This is a genomic window from Variovorax sp. J22P240, from assembly GCF_030316855.1.
Lineage (GTDB): Bacteria > Pseudomonadota > Gammaproteobacteria > Burkholderiales > Burkholderiaceae_C > Variovorax.
On sequence record NZ_JASZYR010000002.1, the window covers coordinates 504,808 to 524,706 of the forward strand.

Sequence of the window (19,899 nt, forward strand, 5' to 3'; positions counted from 1 at the left end):
AACACATATGGTTGAAATCGAACTCGACGGCAAGAAGGTCGACATCGTCGAAGGCAGCATGATCATGCACGCGGCCGACAAGGCGGGCACCTACATCCCGCACTTCTGCTATCACAAGAAGCTCAGCATCGCGGCCAACTGCCGCATGTGCCTGGTCGATGTGGAGAAGGCGCCGAAGCCGATGCCGGCCTGTGCCACGCCCGTCACCCAGGGCATGATCGTCCGCACCAAGAGCGAAAAGGCCATCAAGGCCCAGCAGTCGGTGATGGAGTTCCTGCTGATCAACCATCCGCTCGACTGCCCGATCTGCGACCAGGGTGGCGAGTGCCAGTTGCAGGATTTGGCCGTGGGCTACGGCGGTTCGTCTTCGCGCTACGAGGAAGAAAAGCGCGTCGTGTTCCACAAGGACGTCGGCCCGCTCATCAGCATGGAAGAAATGAGCCGCTGCATTCATTGCACGCGCTGCGTCCGCTTCGGCCAGGAAGTCGCCGGCGTGATGGAGCTCGGCATGTCGAACCGCGGCGAACACTCCGAGATCGAGACCTTCCTCGGCGACTCGGTCGATTCCGAACTGTCGGGCAACATGATCGACATCTGCCCGGTCGGCGCGCTGACGAGCAAGCCCTTCCGCTACAGCGCTCGCACCTGGGAACTGTCGCGCCGCAAATCGGTGAGTCCACACGACTCGACCGGTGCCAATCTGATCGTCCAGGTCAAGAACAATCGCGTGATGCGCGTGGTGCCACTCGAAAACGAAGACGTGAACGAGTGCTGGATCGCCGACCGCGACCGCTTCTCCTACGAGGCATTGAACGGCCCCGAGCGCCTGACGCAGCCGATGCTGAAGCAGGGCGGCCAGTGGCAACAAGTCGATTGGCAAACTGCGCTGGAATACGTTGCCAATGGCCTGAAGCAGATCAAGGCCGACCACGGTGCGCAAAGCATCGGCACGCTCGTCAGCCCGCACAGCACGCTCGAAGAGCTACACCTCGCCAACTTGCTGACGCATGGCCTGGGCAGCAACAACATCGACTACCGCCTGCGCAACGCCGAGTTCGCCGAGGTCGAAGGCGTCCGTTGGCTCGGCACCTCGATCGCATCGCTGTCGCAGCTGCAACGCACGTTCGTGATCGGCTCAAACCTGCGCAAGGAGCATCCGCTGTTCGCGCAGCGTATTCGTCAATCGATTCGCAAGGGCGGCGTGCTCAGTGCACTGACTTCGCCGGACCTGCTGGCCGATGCCGACGCCTGGGCGATGCCCGTGGCGAACGCCGTTCGCGTTCCGGCTCACCAGTGGGTCGACTCTTTGGTCGACATCGCTGCTGCGATTGCTGAAAGCACCGGCGCCACGGCTCCTGTGACGAGGAATGCCGCTGCAAGCGACTCGGCGAAGGCAATGGCGGCATCGCTGCTCGGCGGCGAACGCAAGGCCGTCCTGCTTGGCAACGCGGCGGCGCATCATGCCGAGGCCAGCACCTTGCTGGCACTGGCCAACTGGATCGGTGCGCAAACCGGTGCCAGCGTCGGCTACCTGACCGAGGCGGCCAATACCGTCGGCGCGCAAGTCGTCGGCGCACTGCCGAAGGCCGGCGGTCTGAATGCAGGCCAGATGCTCGGCGGCGGGCTCAAGGCTGTATTGCTGCTCAACACCGAACCCGTATTCGATTCGGCAGCCGGTGCTGCTGCCGTCGAAGGACTCGCGCACGCGCAAATGGTCGTGACGCTGAGTCCGTTCAAGTCCAACCTCGAATTCAGCGACGTGCTGCTGCCTGTCGCTCCGTTCACCGAGACGCCGGGTACCTTCGTCAATGCCGAAGGCCGCGCGCAAAGTTTCCACGCCGTCGTGAAGCCGCTGGGTGAAACACGTCCGGCCTGGAAGGTTCTGCGTGTGCTGGCCAATTTGCTCGGCCTCTCGGGCTTCGCGTTCGAATCGACGGCTGACGTACTGGCCGAGATCGGCTCGCCCGGCCAGGTGCTGGCCGACCGGCTGAGCAACGCCACCGCGGCGCCCATCCAGTCTGGCAACGCCTCGGGCGCGTCGCCGGCCGTCGCGAGCATCTACCAACTCGACTCGATCGTGCGTCGCGCACCTTCCCTGCAACTCACGGCCGACGCGCGCCTGGCGCAGGCCTCTGTGGCACAGGAGGTGCTCGCATGATCGACGCGCTGCATGGCTTCGGCCTGGGCTTGATCTCCGCGGGCTGGTGGACCAGCGTGGCCTGGCCGGTGATCTGGACGCTGATCAAGATCGTCGTGGTGGTGCTGCCGCTGATGGGCGCAGTTGCCTATCTCACGCTGTGGGAGCGCAAGGCCATCGGCTTCACGCAGATTCGCATCGGCCCCAACCGCATCGGCCCACTGGGCTTGCTGCAGCCGATCGCCGACGCGCTCAAGCTGCTGACCAAGGAAATCATCCTGCCGACCGTCGCCAACAAGGGCTTGTTCCTGTTGGGGCCGATCATGACCATCATGCCGGCGCTGGCCGCCTGGGCGGTCATTCCCTTCGGACCGGAGGTCGCGCTGGCCAACATCAATGCCGGCTTGCTGTTCGTGATGGCCATCACCTCGCTCGAGGTGTACGGCGTGATCATTGCCGGCTGGGCGTCCAACTCCAAGTACGCCTTCCTCGGTGCACTGCGCGCTTCGGCCCAGATGGTCAGCTACGAAATCGCGATGGGCTTCTGCTTCGTCGTGGTGCTGATGGTGTCCGCCAGCCTGAACATGACTGACATCGTGATGGGGCAGGGCAAGGGCCACTTCGCTTCGATGGGCATCGGGTTTCTGTCGTGGAACTGGTTGTCGCTGCTGCCGATCTTCGTCGTCTACTTCATCTCGGGCCTGGCTGAAACCAATCGCCACCCCTTCGACGTCGTGGAAGGCGAATCGGAAATCGTCGCCGGTCACATGATCGAGTACTCGGGCATGAGCTTCGCGATGTTCTTCCTGGCCGAGTACGCCAACATGTGGCTCGTCTCGATCCTGTGCGCGGTGCTGTTCCTCGGCGGCTGGTTGCCTCCGTTCGACTTCCTCGCATTCATCCCGGGCTGGATCTGGCTGGGCATCAAGACCTTCGTGGTCGTCACGATGTTCCTTTGGGTTCGTTCGACCTTCCCGCGCTTCCGCTATGACCAGATCATGCGGCTCGGCTGGAAGATCTTTATTCCGGTCACGTTGGTGTGGCTGGTGGTGGTCGGCGCCTGGATGCAGACCCCGTTCAACATCTGGAAATAACTGGAACTGCCATGACTGCGCCCTCCGCCAGCGCGCTTGCGCGCTCCTCCTCATTCGCGTCCGCGCCTTTCTCGCTCAAGGACTTCTTGCGCAGCTTCATGCTGTTCGAGTTGTTCAAGGGTCTGGCCATAACCGGCAAGTACGCGTTCAGCCGGAAGATCACCATTCAGTTCCCGGAAGAGAAGACGCCGCTGTCGCCGCGCTTCCGTGGACTGCATGCGTTGCGCCGCTATGAAAACGGCGAAGAGCGCTGCATTGCCTGCAAGCTTTGCGAGGCCGTGTGCCCGGCGCTCGCCATCACCATCGAATCCGACGTGCGCGACGACGGCTCCCGCCGTACCACGCGCTACGACATCGACCTCACCAAGTGCATCTTCTGCGGCTTTTGCGAGGAGAGCTGCCCGGTCGATTCGATCGTCGAGACGCACATCTTCGAGTACCACGGTGAGAAGCGCGGCGACCTCTACTTCACCAAGGACATGCTGCTCGCCGTCGGCGACCGCTACGAAAAAGAAATTGCCGCCAACAAGGCGGCTGACGCCAAGTACCGCTGAGCGGGAAGAAACAAATTCGATCCATGGACGTCAAGACCGGTCTGTTCTATCTGTTTTCCGCGGTGCTGCTGTTTGCAGCCTTCCGCGTGATCACCGCGCGCAACCCTGTGTATGCCGCGCTTTACCTGGTGCTGGCGTTTTTCCAGGCATCGGCCATCTGGCTGCTTCTGCGCGCCGAATTTCTGGCGATCGCACTGGTCCTCGTCTACGTGGGGGCGGTGATGGTGCTGTTCCTCTTCGTGGTGATGATGCTGGACATCGACGTCGAAGGGCTTCGCGAGGGCTTCTGGAAGCACTTCCCGCTTGCTGCCGCCGTCGGCGCGCTGATCGCGCTCGAGATGGCCGCGGTGCTGATGGGCGGTTTCCGCCTGAGCGCGCCGAAGAGCCCGCTCGCGACCGGCCCCGACACGTCCAACACGCTCGAACTCGGCAAGCTTCTCTACACCGACTATCTCTATCCGCTTGAGATCGCGGCCGTGATCCTGCTGGTCGCCATGTTTGCGGCCATCGCCCTTACGCTGCGCGCCCGCAAGGACAGCAAGTACGTGAATCCGGCAGATCAGGTCCGCGTGAAGGCGCGGGACCGTGTGCGCATCGTCCAGATGCCCGTGACGCGTGCGGCTGAACCTGCCGCTGAACAACCCTCGGCAGCAGCGGAGACCAAGGCATGACGCTCACGCTCGGACACTTTCTTTCGCTGGGTGCGATGCTGTTCGCGCTCTCGGTCATCGGCATCTTCCTGAACCGCAAGAACCTGATCGTGCTGTTGATGTGCATCGAGCTGATGCTCCTGGCCGTCAACATGAACTTCGTCGCCTTCTCGTACTTTCTTGGCGACATGCACGGACAGATCTTCGTGTTCTTCATCCTGACAGTTGCCGCGGCCGAGTCGGCGATCGGGCTGGCGCTGCTGGTCCTCTTGTTCCGCAACAAGTCGAACATCAACGTCGACGAACTCAACGCGCTCAAGGGCTGAAGGTTTTCTCATGAGCGCAACACTTTCCGCATCCACACTGCTGGCCGTACCGCTGGCTCCCTTGATCGGCGCCGTCGTGACCGGCCTGTTCGGCACGAAGTTGGGCGGCAACCTCATCGGCCGCCGCGCCACGCATTCGCTGACGATCCTCGGCGTGCTGATCTCCTTCATCCTCTCGGCGATGACGCTCAACAGCGTGGTGTCGGACGGCGCCCGCTTCAATGCCACGATCTACGAGTGGATGACGGTCGGCGGCCTGAAGATGGAAATCGGCTTCCTGGTCGACGGCCTCACGGCCCTGATGATGTGCGTGGTGACCTTCGTGTCGCTGATGGTGCACATCTACACCATCGGCTACATGGAAGAAGACGAAGGCTACAACCGCTTCTTCGCCTACATCTCCCTCTTCACGTTCTCGATGCTGATGCTCGTGATGAGCAACAACATGCTCCAGCTGTTCTTCGGCTGGGAGGCGGTGGGCGTGGTGTCCTACCTGCTGATCGGCTTCTGGTACAACCGGCCGACCGCGATCTTCGCCAACCTGAAGGCCTTCCTGGTCAACCGTGTGGGCGACTTCGGTTTCATCCTGGGCATCGGCCTGGTGGCTGCCTATGCGGGCACATTGAACTACGGCGAGACCTTTGCCAAGGCCAACGAGCTGGCGAAGTTGAGCTTCCCAGGTACCGAGTGGATGCTGATCACCGTGATCTGCATCTGCCTGTTCATCGGTGCGATGGGCAAGAGCGCGCAGTTCCCGTTGCACGTGTGGCTTCCGGATTCGATGGAAGGCCCGACCCCGATCTCGGCGCTGATCCATGCTGCGACCATGGTCACGGCAGGCATTTTCATGGTGGCGCGCATGTCGCCGTTGTTCGAACTGAGCGATACGGCCCTGAGCTTCGTGCTCGTGATCGGCGGGATCACTGCACTGTTCATGGGCTTCCTGGGCGTCATTCAAAATGACATCAAGCGCGTGGTCGCCTACTCCACGCTCTCGCAGCTCGGCTACATGACGGTGGCGCTCGGCGCGTCGGCATACTCAGTTGCCATCTTCCACCTGATGACGCACGCGTTCTTCAAGGCGCTGCTGTTTCTCGGCGCCGGCTCGGTCATCATCGGCATGCACCACAACCAGGACATGCGGTGGATGGGGGCCTTGCGCAAGTACATGCCGATCACCTGGATCACGTCTCTGGTGGGCTCGCTGGCGTTGATCGGCACGCCATGGTTCTCGGGTTTCTACTCCAAGGACAGCATCATCGAAGCGGTGCGCGAGAGCCATCTCTGGGGCTCGGGCTTCGCGTACTTCGCGGTGCTGGCGAGCGTGTTCGTCACGGCCCTGTATTCGTTCCGCATGTACTTCATGGTTTTCCATGGCAAGGAGCGCTACGACCAGAATCCCGATGCGCATCACGATGGTGACCACGGTCATGGTCATCATGACGACCACCACGAGCCGCATGAGTCGCCGTGGGTCGTGTGGGTGCCTCTGGTGTTGCTGGCCATCCCGTCGGTCGTCATTGGCTACATGACCATCGAGCCCTTGCTCTTCGGTGATCTCTTCAAGGGCGCGATCTTCGTCGACGAAACCAAACACGAGGCGATGAAGGAGTTGGCCGAAGCCTTTCACGGCCCGATGGCCATGGCCCTGCACGGCTTCACCGCCGCGCCGTTCTGGCTGGCGCTTGCCGGCGTCGTGACGGCCTGGTACTTGTACTTGGTGAAACCGGCGCTGCCTGCTGCGATCAAGCGCGCGTTCGGCCCGATCTACCGCCTGCTCGACAACAAGTACTACATGGACTGGTTCAACGAGAACGTGATCGCGCGCGCAACGCGTGCACTGGGCACCGGCCTGTGGAAGGGCGGTGACCAGGGGATCATCGACGGCGCGATCGTCAACGGTTCCTGGAAACTGGTCGGCCGCATTTCCGGCGTCGTGCGCTGGATGCAGTCCGGCTACATCTATCACTACGCTTTCGCGATGCTGTTGGGCATCTTCGTCCTCATGTCGTACTTCGTCTGGTTTAAACGGTAAGCGGCTCTCGCTGGAGAAAAACAAAAATGGGTTTGTTGAGCCTTGCCATCTGGATGCCGATCGTCTTCGGCGTCGTGTTGCTGGCGTTTGGTCGTGACGAGCACGCAAAGGGCGTGCGCTGGGTGGCGCTCGTCGGGTCGATCGCGAGCTTCCTGGTCACGTTGCCGCTCTACACGCGTTTCCAGACCGGAACCGCGGCGATGCAATTCGTCGAAAAGGAAAGCTGGATCGAACGCTTCAACATCAGCTATCACATCGGGCTGGACGGCATTTCGTTCTGGCTGGTGCTGCTGACGGCGTTCATTACGGTCGTCGTCGTGATCTCGGCGTGGGTAGTGATCACCGAACGCGTGAACCAGTACATGGGCGCGTTCCTGATCCTGTCGGGCCTGATGATCGGGTCGTTCTCGGCGCTCGACGGCGTGCTGTTCTACGTCTTCTTCGAGGCCACGCTGATTCCGATGTACCTCATCATCGGTATCTGGGGCGGTCCCAACAAGATCTACGCGGCCTTCAAGTTCTTCATCTATACGCTGCTCGGTTCGCTGCTGATGCTGGTCGCGCTGATCTACCTGTTCAACAGGTCGGGTGGCAGCTTCGACATCCTGACCTGGCACAAGCTGCCGTTGACCGCGAGCGAGCAGACTTTCCTGTTCTTCGCCTTCTTCGCCGCTTTCGCGGTGAAGGTTCCCATGTGGCCGGTCCACACGTGGTTGCCGGACGTGCACGTCGAGGCACCCACGGGTGGTTCTGCCGTGCTGGCGGCCATCATGCTGAAGCTCGGCGCCTACGGCTTCCTCCGATTCTCGATGCCCATCGCTCCAGATGCCTCGCACGAGTGGGCCTGGCTCATGATCGCGCTGTCGCTGATCGCGGTGATCTACGTCGGCCTGGTTGCACTGGTGCAGCAGGACATGAAGAAGCTCGTGGCTTATTCGTCGGTGGCTCACATGGGCTTCGTGACGCTCGGCTTCTTCATCTTCAATGACCTCGGCATTGCCGGCGGCATCGTGCAGATGATTGCGCACGGTTTCGTTTCGGGCGCGATGTTCCTGTGCATCGGCGTGCTGTACGACCGCGTGCATTCGCGCCAGATCGCGGACTACGGCGGCGTGGTCAACACCATGCCCAAGTTCGCGGCGTTCGCGCTGCTGTTCGCGATGGCCAACTGCGGACTTCCCGCCACCGCCGGTTTCGTCGGCGAGTGGATGGTGATCCTGGGTGCGGTAAAGGCCAACTTCTGGCTCGGCCTCGGTGCCGCCACGGCGCTGATTTTCGGCGCGGCTTACACGCTGTGGATGTACAAGCGCGTCTATCTCGGTCCCGTGGGCAACGACCACGTGAAGGAACTGAGCGACATCGACGCGCGCGAATTCCTGATGCTGGCACTGCTGGCGATCGCGGTGCTGTGGATGGGGCTCTATCCCAAGCCGTTCACCGACGTGATGAACGCATCCGTGGCCGAACTGCTGAACCACATGGCGATTTCCAAGCTGCCTTGAGTCCAGGCTGAACAAGAGAACGAGATGATTGACAAACTCAGCTGGATGACGATCTACCCCGAGGTGGTGCTGCTGGTCGCGACCTGCATCATCGCGCTGCTGGATCTGTCCACCACCAGCCCCCGCCGCACGGCCACCTACATCCTGACCCTGATGACGCTCGCCGTCGTGGCGGTGCTTTGCGGCTTCAATGCCTCCTCGGGCAAGACCATCTATGGCTTCGGCGGCATGGTGGTGAGCGATCCGATGGGCAACTGGCTCAAGTGCTTTGCCACCGTCGCACTGATGGTCACGCTGGTCTATGGCCGGCCCTACGCGGCCGACCGCGGGATGCTCCGCGGCGGCGAGATGTTCACGATCAGCATGCTCTCCTTGCTCGGCATGTTCGTGATGATCTCCGGGAGCAATTTCCTGGTGATCTACCTTGGCCTGGAATTGCTCACGCTCTCGAGCTATGCGCTGGTGGCGCTGCGCCGCGACAACGCGGTGGCGAGCGAAGCGGCGATGAAGTACTTCGTGCTCGGCGCGATGGCGAGCGGGTTCCTGCTGTACGGGCTCTCCATGATGTACGGCGCCACCGGTTCGCTCGACATCAACGAAGTGTTCAAGGCCATTGCCAGTCGCAAGGTGAACCACCAGGTGCTGGTGTTCGGCTTGGTGTTCATCGTGGCCGGTCTGGCATTCAAGGTTGGCGCGGCGCCCTTCCACATGTGGGTGCCTGACGTGTATCAGGGCGCGCCGACCGCGGTCACGCTGATGATTGGTGCGGCTCCGGAACTCGCGGCCTTTGCGATCATCATCCGCCTGCTGGTCGAAGGTCTGCTTCCGCTCGCAATCGACTGGCAGCAGATGCTCGCCTTGTTGGCGATAGCGTCACTGCTGGTCGGCAATCTCGCCGCCATTGCGCAGACCAACCTCAAGCGCATGCTGGCCTATTCGACGATCGCGCAGATGGGCTTCATGCTGCTCGGTCTCGTGGCAGGTGTCGGCAACGACACCACCTACAACGCGCAGTTCGCGTACAGCGCCTCGATGTTCTACATCGTGACCTACGTACTGACCACGCTGGCGAGCTTCGGCATCATCCTGCTGTTGGCACGTGAAGGGTTCGAAAGCGAGGAGATCACCGACCTCGCAGGCCTCAACCAGCGCAGTCCGCTCTATGCCGCCGTGATGGCGATCGCGATGTTCTCGCTGGCCGGCGTGCCGCCCCTGGTAGGCTTCTATGCGAAGCTGGCCGTTTTGCAGGCGCTGATCTACTCGGGTCAGGCGATGTACATCGCCCTGGCGGTGTTCGCCGTCGTGATGTCGCTGATTGGCGCCTTCTACTACCTGCGCGTCGTGAAGGTCATGTACTTCGATGCGCCCGTGACAGCGACCACGGTGTCGGCGCCGATCGACGTGCGCGCGGTGCTGACGCTCAATGGCGCCCTGATCTTGATCCTCGGGATCTTGCCCGGCGGCCTCATGACGCTCTGCGCCCAGGCGATCGTGGCCACCCTGGCCACCTGATCACGCCCCGTGTCGCAAAGCGCGTCGGTCTGGATGGTGCTGCTGGTCGCACTGGTGGCTGCCAACCTGCCATTCGTGACCGATCGCCTGCTGGGACTGGTGCCGCTGTCGCCGCGCACCAAGACGCTGGCCGTTCGACTGGGCGAGCTGGTGTTTCTCTATTTCGTCGCGGGTGGCATCGGACTGCTGTTCGAAAGCCGAGTCGGTCAGATTTCCCCTCAAGGATGGGAGTTCTATGCGGTTACCGGTGCCTTGTTCATCGTGCTCGCGTTTCCAGGATTCACCTGGCGCTACCTGCTCAAGCATCGGAGCTAGCTGAATGGATGACGCACATCTGAAGGAAGAACTCACCGCGAGCGAACTGCTCTTCAAGGGCAGCTTCCTGCAGGCGAAACGTGACACCGTCCGCCTCCCCGATGGCCACACCGCGACCCGCGAATACATCGTTCATCCAGGGGCGGTGGTGGTCGTGCCCCTGCTCGACGATGGTCGCGTGGTGCTCGAGCGCCAGTTCCGTTACCCCGTTGGCCATGTGATGACCGAGTTTCCTGCCGGCAAGCTGGATGCGGGTGAAGATCCTTTGCTGTGCGGCCAGCGCGAATTGCTCGAGGAAACGGGCTACACCGCCAACGAGTGGGCGCACGCAGGCGCGATGCACCTCGCGGTGGCGTATTCGACGGAGATCATCCATATCTACTTCGCGCGTGGCCTGTCGCTCGGCGCACGGCAGCTCGACCATGGCGAGTTTCTCGACGTGATCACCGCGACGCCGGAAGAGCTGACGGACTGGTGCCGAGACGGAACCGTGTCCGACGCCAAGACGCTGACTTGCACGCTGTGGCTGCAAAACGTCCTGTCGGGCGCATGGACGCTCGACTGGAAACGCGGCGCCTTGTCCGATCGCGCCGGATAATCCGTGCATGAAGGTCCTCAACCTCCAGTGCGCGCATGGCCATGGCTTTGAAGGGTGGTTCGCGTCGCACGACGCTTTCGACACCCAGCTGGCGGCCGGGCTGGTGGAGTGCCCCATTTGCGGCGACACGGCAATCACCAAGATGCTGGCCGCACCACGGCTGAATCTGGGCGGGCCGAAGCCATCCCCTGATGTCCCCGCAGCCGCACCGGAGAACAATTCGCCCGAGGCGCGCTGGTTGCGTGCCGTGCGCGAGGTGATCGCGCAGACCGAAGACGTCGGCGATCGCTTCGCCGACGAAGCCCGTAAGATGCACTACGGCGAAGCCGAGGAGCGTGGCATTCGCGGCCAGGCCACGCGTGAGCAAGCCCAGACCTTGATCGACGAAGGTATCTCGGTGTTTTCGCTGCCGCTGCCGGCGGCGCTCAAGGAAACGCTGCAGTAGTCGCGGCTTGCGGGAAGGCCGGCTCTACGGTTCTTCAGGCCGCGAATTGCAAGGCCGCCAATCGCGCGTAAACGCCGCTCTGCGCCACCAGCGCCGCATGGGTTCCCTGCTCGACGATGCCACCGTGATCCAGCACCACGATGCGATCGGCCTTCTGGACCGTGGCCAGCCGGTGAGCGATGACGATCGTCGTGCGGCCGGACATCGCGGATTCGAGCGCAGCTTGCACCATGCGCTCGCTTTCGGCGTCGAGGGCGCTCGTCGCCTCGTCGAGCAGCAACAAGGGCGGATTCTTGAGCATGGCGCGCGCAATGGCGATGCGTTGGCGCTGGCCCCCCGAAAGCCGCACGCCGCGTTCACCCAGGAAGGTGTCGTAGCCCTCTGGCAGTGCCCTCAGAAAACCGTCCGCGAACGCTGCCTTGGCGGCGGCGTGGACTTCGTCAGCGCTTGCGTCCGGACGGCCGTAGCGGATGTTCTCGAAGGCGCTGGCCGAAAAGATGACGGCATCCTGTGGCACCAGGCCAATGCGCGTGCGCAGTTCGTCGAGCGACAGCGATGCGAGTGGCGTGCCGTCGAGCCTGATGTGTCCTGATTGCGGATCGTAATAGCGCAGCAGCAGCTGAAAGACCGTACTCTTACCGGCGCCGCTCGACCCGACCAGCGCCACAGTTTCGCCCGGCGCCACCGACAGGTTGAAGTCGCGCAGAGCAGGGATGCCGGGGCGCGAGGGATAGTGGAAGCTCACCGATTCGAAGCTGACGGCGCTCCCGGCCTCGGGAATGGGCGCCTGGGCCGGTTGGGCGGGCGACAGGATGACCGGCTTGGCGTGCAGCAGTTCCATCAGTCTCTCGGTGGCGCCCGCGGCCCGCAGCAGATCGCCATAGACCTCGCCGAGGACCGCTGCAGCGCTCGCCAGGATGATGACGTAGACGACGGTCTGGCCGAGGTGCCCGGCCGTGATGTCGCCGTGCAGCACCGCCTGCGTTCCCTGATAGAGCCCCCAGAGCAACGCCGCCGACGTCGCGATGATGATGAAGGCGACCAATACCGAGCGCGCCTTGGTGCGGCGGACGGCGGTCCGGAAAGCGCTGTCGGTAGAGGCGTCGAAGCGGGCAGCCTCGCGGCTTTCGGCGGTGTAGCTCTGCACCACCGGAATGGCGTTCAGCACCTCGGCGGCGATGGCGCTCGAATCGGCGACGCGATCCTGGCTGGCGCGCGAGAGCTTGCGCACGCGCCGGCCGAACCACATGCTGGGCAATACCACCAGCACCAGAATGCCAAGCACCTGCACCATCACGTAAGGGTTGGTCCAGATCAGCATCGCCAGGGCGCCGACGCCCATCACCGCATTGCGCAATCCCATGCTGAGCGAGGACCCGACCACCGTCTGGACCAGCGTGGTGTCCGCCGTCAGGCGCGACAGCACCTCGCCGGTTTGCGTGGTTTCGAAGAAGACAGGGCTTTGGCGCAGGACATGTGCGTAGACGGCGTTGCGGAGGTCGGCCGTGACCCGCTCGCCCAGCCAACTCACCGTATAGAACCGCGCCGCGGAAAACACGCCCAGTGCAACGGCCACCGCAAAGAGAGCGACAAAGTGATCGCGCAGCGCCATCGTTTGTTCTCCCTTGTCGCTGGGCACCAGTCCGCCGTCGATCAGGCTGCGCAATGCGACCGGGAACACCAGCGTGGTCGCTGCCGCCAGCACGAGGAAAACGCCCGCGAGGCCAATCTGGATGCGATAGGGCCGCAGGAAAGGGGCCAATCCGGACAGTGATTTGGGAGCGCCTTTGCCGGACGCAGGGGAAGCAGGGCAAACCATGGCCCGATTCTAGCAACGCTTGCCCGCACAAAAGTCGCCTTGACAGTAATTGTCGCGGCAACTATTATTGCGTCATGTCCGATCCAAAGACTGCTGGAACCGGCCCACCGGCTCCTTCGCCAGGCAAGCTGCCTGAGGTCAGGGCCTTCTACAAGGCCGAGAACTATCGCGCGGAGGAAAGCATTGGTTACATGATGCGCCGCATCCTGACGGCGGTCGGCCAATCCGTCGAAATTCACATGTGCGAGCCCGGCAGCCCGACCTATCCGCAGTGGGTTCCGCTGCACAAGCTGCATATCGGTCAGGCCACCACCGTCGCTGAATTGGCGCGCGAATGCCAGCTCGATACCGGCGCCATGACTCGCCTTCTCGATCGCCTGGAAGCCAAGGGCTTGTGCCGCCGGGTGCGCTCCGTGGCCGATCGGCGCGTGGTCAATATCGAGCTCACCGATGAAGGCCGCGCGGCCGCCGAAGAAGTACCTCACGTGCTCAGCCGTGTGCAAAACGAGCACCTCGCCGGATTCACGAACGAAGAGTGGCAACAGCTCAAGAGCTATCTGCGCCGCATCCTTGATAACGCACAGGCCCTGTCGGCCCGTGGAGAGAAAGATGACTCAGCTTCTTCCTGAAGGCGCCGTGCGCCATGCGACTGCAATGGCAGCCGCGGCGCTCGCGCTGGTCCTTGCCGGCTGTGCCGACATGGGCAATATCGCTTCGCACGCGAAGCTTCGCGATGCGGAGTCGCTCGGCCTCACGGCCGCGGCCGCCACATCGGCAGCGCCTGCCGTCAGCGCCGCTGCCCCGACGATCGATAGCCAGTGGTGGCTTGCGTTCGGCAATGCGCAACTCGATTCGCTCATCGCCCAGGCGATCGAAGGCAATCCCAGTCTGCAAGTCGCGCGCGCTCGTCTTGCACGCGCGCAGGCCTCAGTCTCGGCCACCGAGGCTGCGGACAAGCCCCAGATCAATGGCTCGCTCGACCTGACGCGCCAGAAGTTCAGCGGCAACTACATCTATCCGGCGCCGCTGGGCGGGTCGATCCAGGAAACGGGTGCCCTTCAGCTGAACGGCAGCTGGGAGCTCGACTTCTTCGGCAAGAACCGCACCGCGATCGAAGCCGCCATCGGCTCTGCAAACGCTGCCGCCGCCGAAGCCGATGCGGCTCGCATCCTGTTGGCCAGCAACGTCGCCCGGAGCTACGTGCAGTGGGCCCGCTTGCACGATCAGCTCGCAGTCGCCGAACGCACGCTGGCGCAGCGGGAAGAAGTCTTCAAGCTGGTGCGCGACCGCGTCTCCGCCGGCCTCGATACGCAACTGCAGTCAAAGCAGAGCGAAGGCGCCATTCCCCAGGCGCGCCAGCAGATCGAGTCGTTCCGCGAGCAGATCGAGATCGCGCAACATGCGCTGGACGCACTGGTGGCAAAGCCGGGTGCAACTCAGGCGCTGATTCCACCGGCGCTCGACGGCCTCAAGACGATGGCACTGCAGCCGACGATCCCCGCCGACCTGCTGGGCCGCCGCGCCGACATCGCCGCCGCCCGCTGGCGCGTCGAAGCGGCGACCAGCGATGTCGCCAACGCCAAGACCCAGTTCTATCCCAACATCAACCTCGTCGCCTTTGCCGGTTTTTCCAGCATCGGTATCGACAACCTGCTCAAGTCGGGCAGCCAGCAGTGGGGCGTCGGTCCTGCCATTCGTTTGCCCATTTTCGAGGGTGGGAGGCTGCGCGCCAATCTGCGTGGCAAGGCGGCCGATCTCGACGCTGCGATCGAGAGCTACAACACCACCGTGCTCGACGCCGTGCGCGATGTGGCCGACCAGGTCACGAGTGTGCAATCGATCGCGCGCCAGCAGGTCCAGCAGCGCGAAGCGCAGGACGCCGCGGAAGCTGCCTACCAGATCGCCGTCCAGCGCTACAGCGCGGGCCTGGGCAACTTCCTCGACGTGTTGTCGGCCGAGACCACCGTGCTGCTGCAGCGCCGCGAAGGCGTGGATCTCGCCGCACGCGCGCTGGACAGCCAGGTCGCCCTCGCACGCGCGCTGGGCGGCGGCTGGCAACCTGACGGCGACAAGACCGCCGCTGCTGCATCCGCGCCCCAACACCCCTGAACATCGCTCTGAATTCGAAAGACATTGCCATGGAAAACAACAACGCCGCCCAACCCGCTGCACCCGCTGCCGAGGCGCCGGCTTCCAATAACAAGCGCCGTCGCGCGCTGACCGCGCTCGCATCGATCGTCGTCGTCGCCGGTGCCGGCTGGGGCGTGTACGAATGGCTGGTCGCCAGCCACTATGAATCGACCGACAACGCCTACGTGCAAGGCAACGTGATCCAGATCACCCCGCAGATCGGCGGCACGGTGATGGCGATCATGGCGGACGACACCGACCTGGTGAAGGCCGGTCAGCCGCTGGTGCAGCTCGATCCGTCCGACGCCAAGGTGGCGCTCGACCAGGCCGAGGCCGCGCTCGCGCAGGCCGTGCGCCAGGTTCGCACCCTGTACGTCAACAACGCCTCACTGGCGGCACAGGTGTCGCTGCGTCAAGCGGACATCGTCAGGGCGCAGAGCGACATCGCCCGCGCGCAGGACGACCTGAAGCGCCGCCAGGCGCTCTCCGGCAACGGCGCGGTGTCGAAGGAAGAACTCAATCACTCCGAGACGGCGCTGGCCAACGCCAAGAGCGCCCTCGCGGCCGCGCAGGCCAATGCACTCGCCGCGCGCGAACAGCTCACCAGCAACCAGTCGCTGACCGAAGGCACGAGCGTCGAGCAGCATCCGAGCGTGCAGGCCGCTGCCGCCAAAGTCCGCGAGGCCTACCTCGCCACGCAGCGCGTCGCCATGCCGGCGCCGGTCGAAGGCTATGTCGCCAAGCGCACCGTGCAACTCGGCCAGCGCGTGGCCGCGGGCACGACGATGATGTCGATCGTCCCGCTCAACCAGCTGTGGGTCGACGCCAACTTCAAGGAAGTGCAGTTGCGCAACATCCGAATCGATCAGCCCGTGAAGCTCACGGCCGACCTGTACGGCAAGAAGGTGGAGTACGACGGGCGCGTCGCCGGGCTGGGCGTCGGCACCGGTGCAGCGTTTGCGCTGCTGCCCGCCCAGAACGCGACCGGCAACTGGATCAAGGTGGTGCAGCGCGTCCCCGTGCGCATCGCGCTCGACCCCGTGCAGCTCAAGGCCAATCCGCTTCGCGTGGGTCTTTCGATGGACGCGGAGATCGATGTGAGCCAGAAGGGCGGCAAGATGCTCGCCGACGCACCGCGTGACAGCGCGCTGGTGCAGACGCAGGTCTACAGCAAGCTCGACCACGGCGCCGACGCCGAAGTCGAACGCATCATCGCCGCGAACCTGGGCCGCGAAATGACGCGCAAGGCTCCCGCCGCGACGAGCCCGAACCATCACGGTGCGCCGGCCGCTTCGCAGGCCCAACCCGGCTGATCGGTCGGGCCCGCGCGATGTCGAACGCCCCGGTTTCCCAGCCGCTCCCACCGCTCGAAGGCTCAGCCCGCGTGTGGGGGACGGTCGCGCTGTCAGCTGCGACCTTCATGAACGTGCTCGACACGTCGATCGCCAACGTCTCGCTGCCGGCCATTGCCGGTGACCTCGGCGTCAGCTCGACCCAGGGCACGTGGGTCATCACCAGTTTCGCGGTGGCCAACGCCATTGCGGTGCCGCTCACCGGGTGGCTGACACAGCGCTTCGGCCAAGTGCGCCTGTTCATGACCAGCGTGCTGCTGTTCATCATCAGTTCGTGGCTTTGCGGCCTGGCGCCCAACATGACGATGCTCATCGCGTTTCGCGCGCTGCAGGGCTTCGTGGCCGGTCCGATGATTCCGCTGTCGCAGACGCTGCTGCTGTCGAGCTATCCGCGCGCGAAAGCCGGCCTCGCGATGGCGATGTGGTCGATGACCACGCTGGTGGCGCCCGTCATGGGACCGTTGCTCGGTGGCTGGATCACCGACAACATCTCGTGGCCCTGGATCTTCTACATCAACATCCCGGTCGGCCTGCTCGCCGCAGGCATCACGTGGGGCATCTACCGCAAGCGCGAAAGCGGCACGCGCAAGGTGCCGATCGACGGCATCGGACTCGCGCTGCTCGTGCTGTGGGTCGGCTCGCTGCAGCTCATGCTCGACAAGGGCAAGGAGCTCGACTGGTTCCACTCCGCCGAGATCGTCACGCTCGCTGTTGTGGCAGGTGTCGGCTTCGCGTTCTTCCTGGTCTGGGAACTCACCGACAAGCACCCGGTGGTCGACCTGTCGCTGTTCAAGCGGCGCAATTTTTGGTCGGGTGCGTTCGCGACGGCGGTGGCCTACGGTCTCTTCTTCGGCAACGTGGTGATCCTGCCGCTGTGGCTGCAGCAGTTCATGGGCTATACGGCCACGCAGGCCGGGATGATCATGGCGCCCGTGGGCTTGCTGGCGATCTTCTTCTCGCCGATTGTCGGCCTGACGGTGGCCAAGATCGATCCGCGCCGCTATGCCACCTTCTCGTTCCTCGTGTTCGCGCTGGTGCTATGGATGCGGTCGAACTTCAATACGCAGGCCGACTTCTGGACCATCATGATCCCGACGATCATCCAGGGCGTCGCGATGGCGTTCTTCTTCATCCCGCTGGTGACGATCACTTTGTCGGGCCTCTCGCCCGACCGGATTCCGGCCGCGTCGGGCCTGTCCAACTTCCTGCGCATCACTGCAGGCGCAATCGGCACCTCGACCGCGACCACCCTGTGGGAGAACAGGGCGGCGCTGCACCATGCGCAATTGGTCGAATCGGTCACCCAGGGCAGCGGGGCGGCAAGCAGCGCCATCGCCGGCCTGGGCGGAAGCGGTTTCAGCCCCGAGCAGGTGCTGGGTCAGCTCAATCGCTTCGTTGACCAGCAAGCGTTCATGCTCGCATCGAATGACCTGTTCTACGGCTCGGCGATCCTGTTCCTCCTGCTGATCCCGCTGGTCTGGCTGGCCAAGCCCACCCGCGGCCCCGGCGCCGCCGACGCTGCCGCCGGAGCGCACTAGCTAGGCACACCCCCAGGCTTGCCCACTTCGTGTGGCCGCCCACCCCCTTGCAGGGGGCGCTGCTTGCGGCCCGGCGGAGCCGGTTCCGCAGCAGCCCACGCGTAGTGCGGGGGCAACAGATACGTCCCAGAACATCTGCGGCAAGCGAAGCGAAGCCCCTTCGTGAAACACCGTGGAACCGGCTCTGCCGGGCCACCGGTGTTGCGCCCGGCAGGGGGGAGGCGCTGCGACACGAAGTGCGCAAGCCTGGGGGCGAGCTCAGCTAGGCATTTGCCCCAGTAGGCAAGTTTTGGTGGCCCCGCAAACAATGCGGTCCGCGCAGCCATGGTGGCGCGCACAGATGGACTGCATGACTGATTCTTCCTGCCAGCACACGGGTGACCGCGCGAGATGAGCGACATCATTCTCGAAACACGCCAGCTCACCAAGGAATTCAAGGGTTTCACCGCGGTCAGCAAGGTCAATCTCTCGGTCGTTCGAGGATCGATTCATGCGCTGATCGGTCCGAATGGCGCTGGCAAGACGACCTGCTTCAACCTGCTCACGAAGTTCCTCGAGCCGACGTCCGGCACCATCCTGTTCAATGGACAGGACATCACCAGCGAACGCCCGGCGCAGATCGCACGGCGCGGCATCATCCGTTCGTTCCAGATTTCGGCGGTGTTCCCGCACCTGACCCTGCTCGAAAACGTGCGCTTGGGTCTGCAGCGTGCGCTCGGCACTTCGTATCACTTCTGGAAGAGCGAGAAGTCGCTCACGCCGCTGAACGATCGGGCGCGTGCATTGCTGGCCGAGGTCGGCCTCGAAGACCTGGCGGACGAACTGACGGTCAATCTTCCCTACGGACGCAAGCGCGCGCTCGAAATCGCGACCACGCTCGCCATGGAGCCTGAGCTGATGCTGCTGGACGAGCCCACGCAGGGCATGGGTCACGAGGACGTGCACCGCGTGGCTGAGCTCATCAAGCGCGTGTCCGCCGGCCGCACCATCCTCATGGTGGAGCACAACATGAGCGTGGTGTCGACCATCGCCGACACGATCACCGTGCTGCAGCGCGGCGCCGTCCTGGCCGAGGGGCCATACGCCGAGGTGTCGAGGAATCCGCAGGTCATGGAAGCCTACATGGGCACCACCGACGGCCAACTGCAAGGGGCCCACTGATGGCGACCCCTGCACTCGAAATCAAGGGACTGCAAGCCTGGTACGGCGAGTCGCACGTGCTGCATGGCGTCGACATGGTCGTGCAGCCCGGCGAAGTGGTCACGCTGCTGGGCCGCAACGGCGCAGGCCGCACCACGACGATGCGCGCGATCCTCGGCCTCACGGGCGCGCGAAAGGGCAGCATCAAGGTCAACGGCACCGAGACCATCGACATGGCCACGCACCGCATCGCCCACCAGGGCATCGGCTATTGCCCGGAAGAGCGCGGCATCTTCGCGAGCTTGTCGTGCGAAGAGAACCTGCTCTTGCCGCCTGCCCTGAAAGGGGCGGGGCAGGGCATGTCGGTGGACGAGATCTACGCGATGTTTCCCAACCTGGCGGAGCGGCGCAACAGCCAGGGCACGCGCCTGTCGGGCGGCGAGCAGCAGATGCTGGCCGTCGCGCGCATCCTGCGCACGGGCGCCAGATTGCTCCTGCTCGACGAGATTTCCGAAGGTCTGGCGCCGGTGATCGTGCAGGCGCTCGCCCGCATGATCCAGATGCTGCGCGGCAAAGGCTACACGGTGGTCATGGTCGAGCAGAACTTCCGCTTCGCGGCGCCACTGGCCGACCGCTTCTACGTGATGGAACACGGCCGCATGGTCGAGGCCTTCAGCGCCGCCGAACTCGAGGCCAAGATGCCGGTGCTCAACGAGCTGCTCGGCGTTTGAACTTCTCAACCCTTTGATTGG

The 19,899-nt window shown here is 63.8% G+C and carries 18 protein-coding genes; 17 read left to right on the plus strand and 1 reads right to left on the minus strand.

Features of this window, described 5'->3' with window-relative positions:
* Positions 1-7: 7 nt before the first annotated feature.
* Genes nuoG through QTI24_RS09370 form a run of 11 tightly spaced genes read left to right on the plus strand, consistent with a single transcriptional unit; the run spans position 8 to position 11,168 of the window.
* Positions 8-2,158, plus strand: a complete 2,151-nt coding sequence (nuoG, locus tag QTI24_RS09320) for an NADH-quinone oxidoreductase subunit NuoG (protein WP_286599915.1) — start codon at positions 8-10, stop codon at positions 2,156-2,158.
* The gene (nuoH, locus tag QTI24_RS09325) at positions 2,155-3,231 is read left to right on the plus strand and encodes an NADH-quinone oxidoreductase subunit NuoH (RefSeq protein ID WP_286599916.1); all 1,077 of its coding nucleotides are present in this window, start codon (positions 2,155-2,157) and stop codon (positions 3,229-3,231) included. The genes nuoG and nuoH overlap by 4 nt, the downstream gene beginning before the upstream one ends.
* Before the next feature lie 11 nt (positions 3,232-3,242).
* A complete protein-coding gene (gene nuoI, locus QTI24_RS09330) occupies positions 3,243-3,785 on the plus strand; it encodes an NADH-quinone oxidoreductase subunit NuoI (RefSeq protein WP_286599917.1) in 543 nt (180 codons plus the stop codon).
* 23 nt (positions 3,786-3,808) lie between these two features.
* On the plus strand, positions 3,809-4,456 hold the full coding sequence (locus QTI24_RS09335; RefSeq protein ID WP_286599918.1) for an NADH-quinone oxidoreductase subunit J: 648 nt from the start codon (positions 3,809-3,811) through the stop codon (positions 4,454-4,456).
* Positions 4,453-4,761, plus strand: a complete 309-nt coding sequence (gene nuoK, locus QTI24_RS09340) for an NADH-quinone oxidoreductase subunit NuoK (protein WP_028248920.1) — start codon at positions 4,453-4,455, stop codon at positions 4,759-4,761. The genes QTI24_RS09335 and nuoK overlap by 4 nt, the downstream gene beginning before the upstream one ends.
* A 10-nt stretch (positions 4,762-4,771) precedes the next feature.
* Positions 4,772-6,796, plus strand: a complete 2,025-nt coding sequence (gene nuoL / locus QTI24_RS09345; RefSeq protein ID WP_286599919.1) for an NADH-quinone oxidoreductase subunit L — start codon at positions 4,772-4,774, stop codon at positions 6,794-6,796.
* A 26-nt stretch (positions 6,797-6,822) separates the two neighbouring features.
* The gene (locus QTI24_RS09350) at positions 6,823-8,298 is read left to right on the plus strand and encodes an NADH-quinone oxidoreductase subunit M (protein WP_286599920.1); all 1,476 of its coding nucleotides are present in this window, start codon (positions 6,823-6,825) and stop codon (positions 8,296-8,298) included.
* Positions 8,299-8,322: 24 nt separating this feature from the next.
* Complete coding sequence (gene nuoN, locus QTI24_RS09355; protein ID WP_286599921.1) at positions 8,323-9,810, plus strand: NADH-quinone oxidoreductase subunit NuoN; 1,488 nt, start codon at positions 8,323-8,325, stop codon at positions 9,808-9,810.
* 9 nt (positions 9,811-9,819) lie between these two features.
* A complete protein-coding gene (locus QTI24_RS09360) occupies positions 9,820-10,125 on the plus strand; it encodes a DUF2818 family protein (protein ID WP_286599922.1) in 306 nt (101 codons plus the stop codon).
* Between the two features lie 4 nt (positions 10,126-10,129).
* Positions 10,130-10,723: an NUDIX domain-containing protein gene (locus tag QTI24_RS09365; protein ID WP_286599923.1), complete on the plus strand. Its 594-nt coding sequence runs from the start codon at positions 10,130-10,132 to the stop codon at positions 10,721-10,723.
* A 7-nt stretch (positions 10,724-10,730) separates the two neighbouring features.
* A complete protein-coding gene (locus tag QTI24_RS09370; protein ID WP_286599924.1) occupies positions 10,731-11,168 on the plus strand; it encodes a DUF1178 family protein in 438 nt (145 codons plus the stop codon).
* A gap of 34 nt (positions 11,169-11,202) precedes the next feature.
* Here the strand turns inward: QTI24_RS09370 and QTI24_RS09375 are convergent, their stop codons facing one another.
* Positions 11,203-12,987 carry an ABC transporter transmembrane domain-containing protein gene (locus tag QTI24_RS09375; protein WP_286599925.1) on the minus strand — a complete coding sequence of 595 codons (1,785 nt, stop codon included), beginning with the start codon at positions 12,985-12,987 and terminating at the stop codon, positions 11,203-11,205.
* A 74-nt stretch (positions 12,988-13,061) separates the two neighbouring features.
* Between QTI24_RS09375 and QTI24_RS09380 the strand changes: the two genes are divergently transcribed.
* The 6 genes from QTI24_RS09380 (at position 13,062) to QTI24_RS09405 (ending at position 19,878) form a co-directional block, all read left to right on the plus strand.
* Complete coding sequence (locus QTI24_RS09380) at positions 13,062-13,616, plus strand: MarR family winged helix-turn-helix transcriptional regulator (RefSeq protein ID WP_286599926.1); 555 nt, start codon at positions 13,062-13,064, stop codon at positions 13,614-13,616.
* The gene (locus QTI24_RS09385) at positions 13,597-15,096 is read left to right on the plus strand and encodes an efflux transporter outer membrane subunit (protein WP_286599927.1); all 1,500 of its coding nucleotides are present in this window, start codon (positions 13,597-13,599) and stop codon (positions 15,094-15,096) included. Before QTI24_RS09380 ends, QTI24_RS09385 begins: the two co-directional genes overlap by 20 nt.
* 29 nt (positions 15,097-15,125) lie before the next feature.
* The gene (locus QTI24_RS09390) at positions 15,126-16,430 is read left to right on the plus strand and encodes an HlyD family secretion protein (RefSeq protein WP_286599928.1); all 1,305 of its coding nucleotides are present in this window, start codon (positions 15,126-15,128) and stop codon (positions 16,428-16,430) included.
* 17 nt (positions 16,431-16,447) lie between these two features.
* On the plus strand, positions 16,448-18,007 hold the full coding sequence (locus QTI24_RS09395) for a DHA2 family efflux MFS transporter permease subunit (RefSeq protein ID WP_286599929.1): 1,560 nt from the start codon (positions 16,448-16,450) through the stop codon (positions 18,005-18,007).
* A 390-nt stretch (positions 18,008-18,397) separates the two neighbouring features.
* On the plus strand, positions 18,398-19,168 hold the full coding sequence (locus QTI24_RS09400) for an ABC transporter ATP-binding protein (RefSeq protein ID WP_286599930.1): 771 nt from the start codon (positions 18,398-18,400) through the stop codon (positions 19,166-19,168).
* Entirely contained in the window at positions 19,168-19,878 is a 711-nt protein-coding gene (locus tag QTI24_RS09405) for an ABC transporter ATP-binding protein (protein WP_286599931.1), read from the plus strand. The genes QTI24_RS09400 and QTI24_RS09405 overlap by 1 nt, the downstream gene beginning before the upstream one ends.
* The last annotated feature ends 21 nt before the right edge of the window (positions 19,879-19,899 follow it).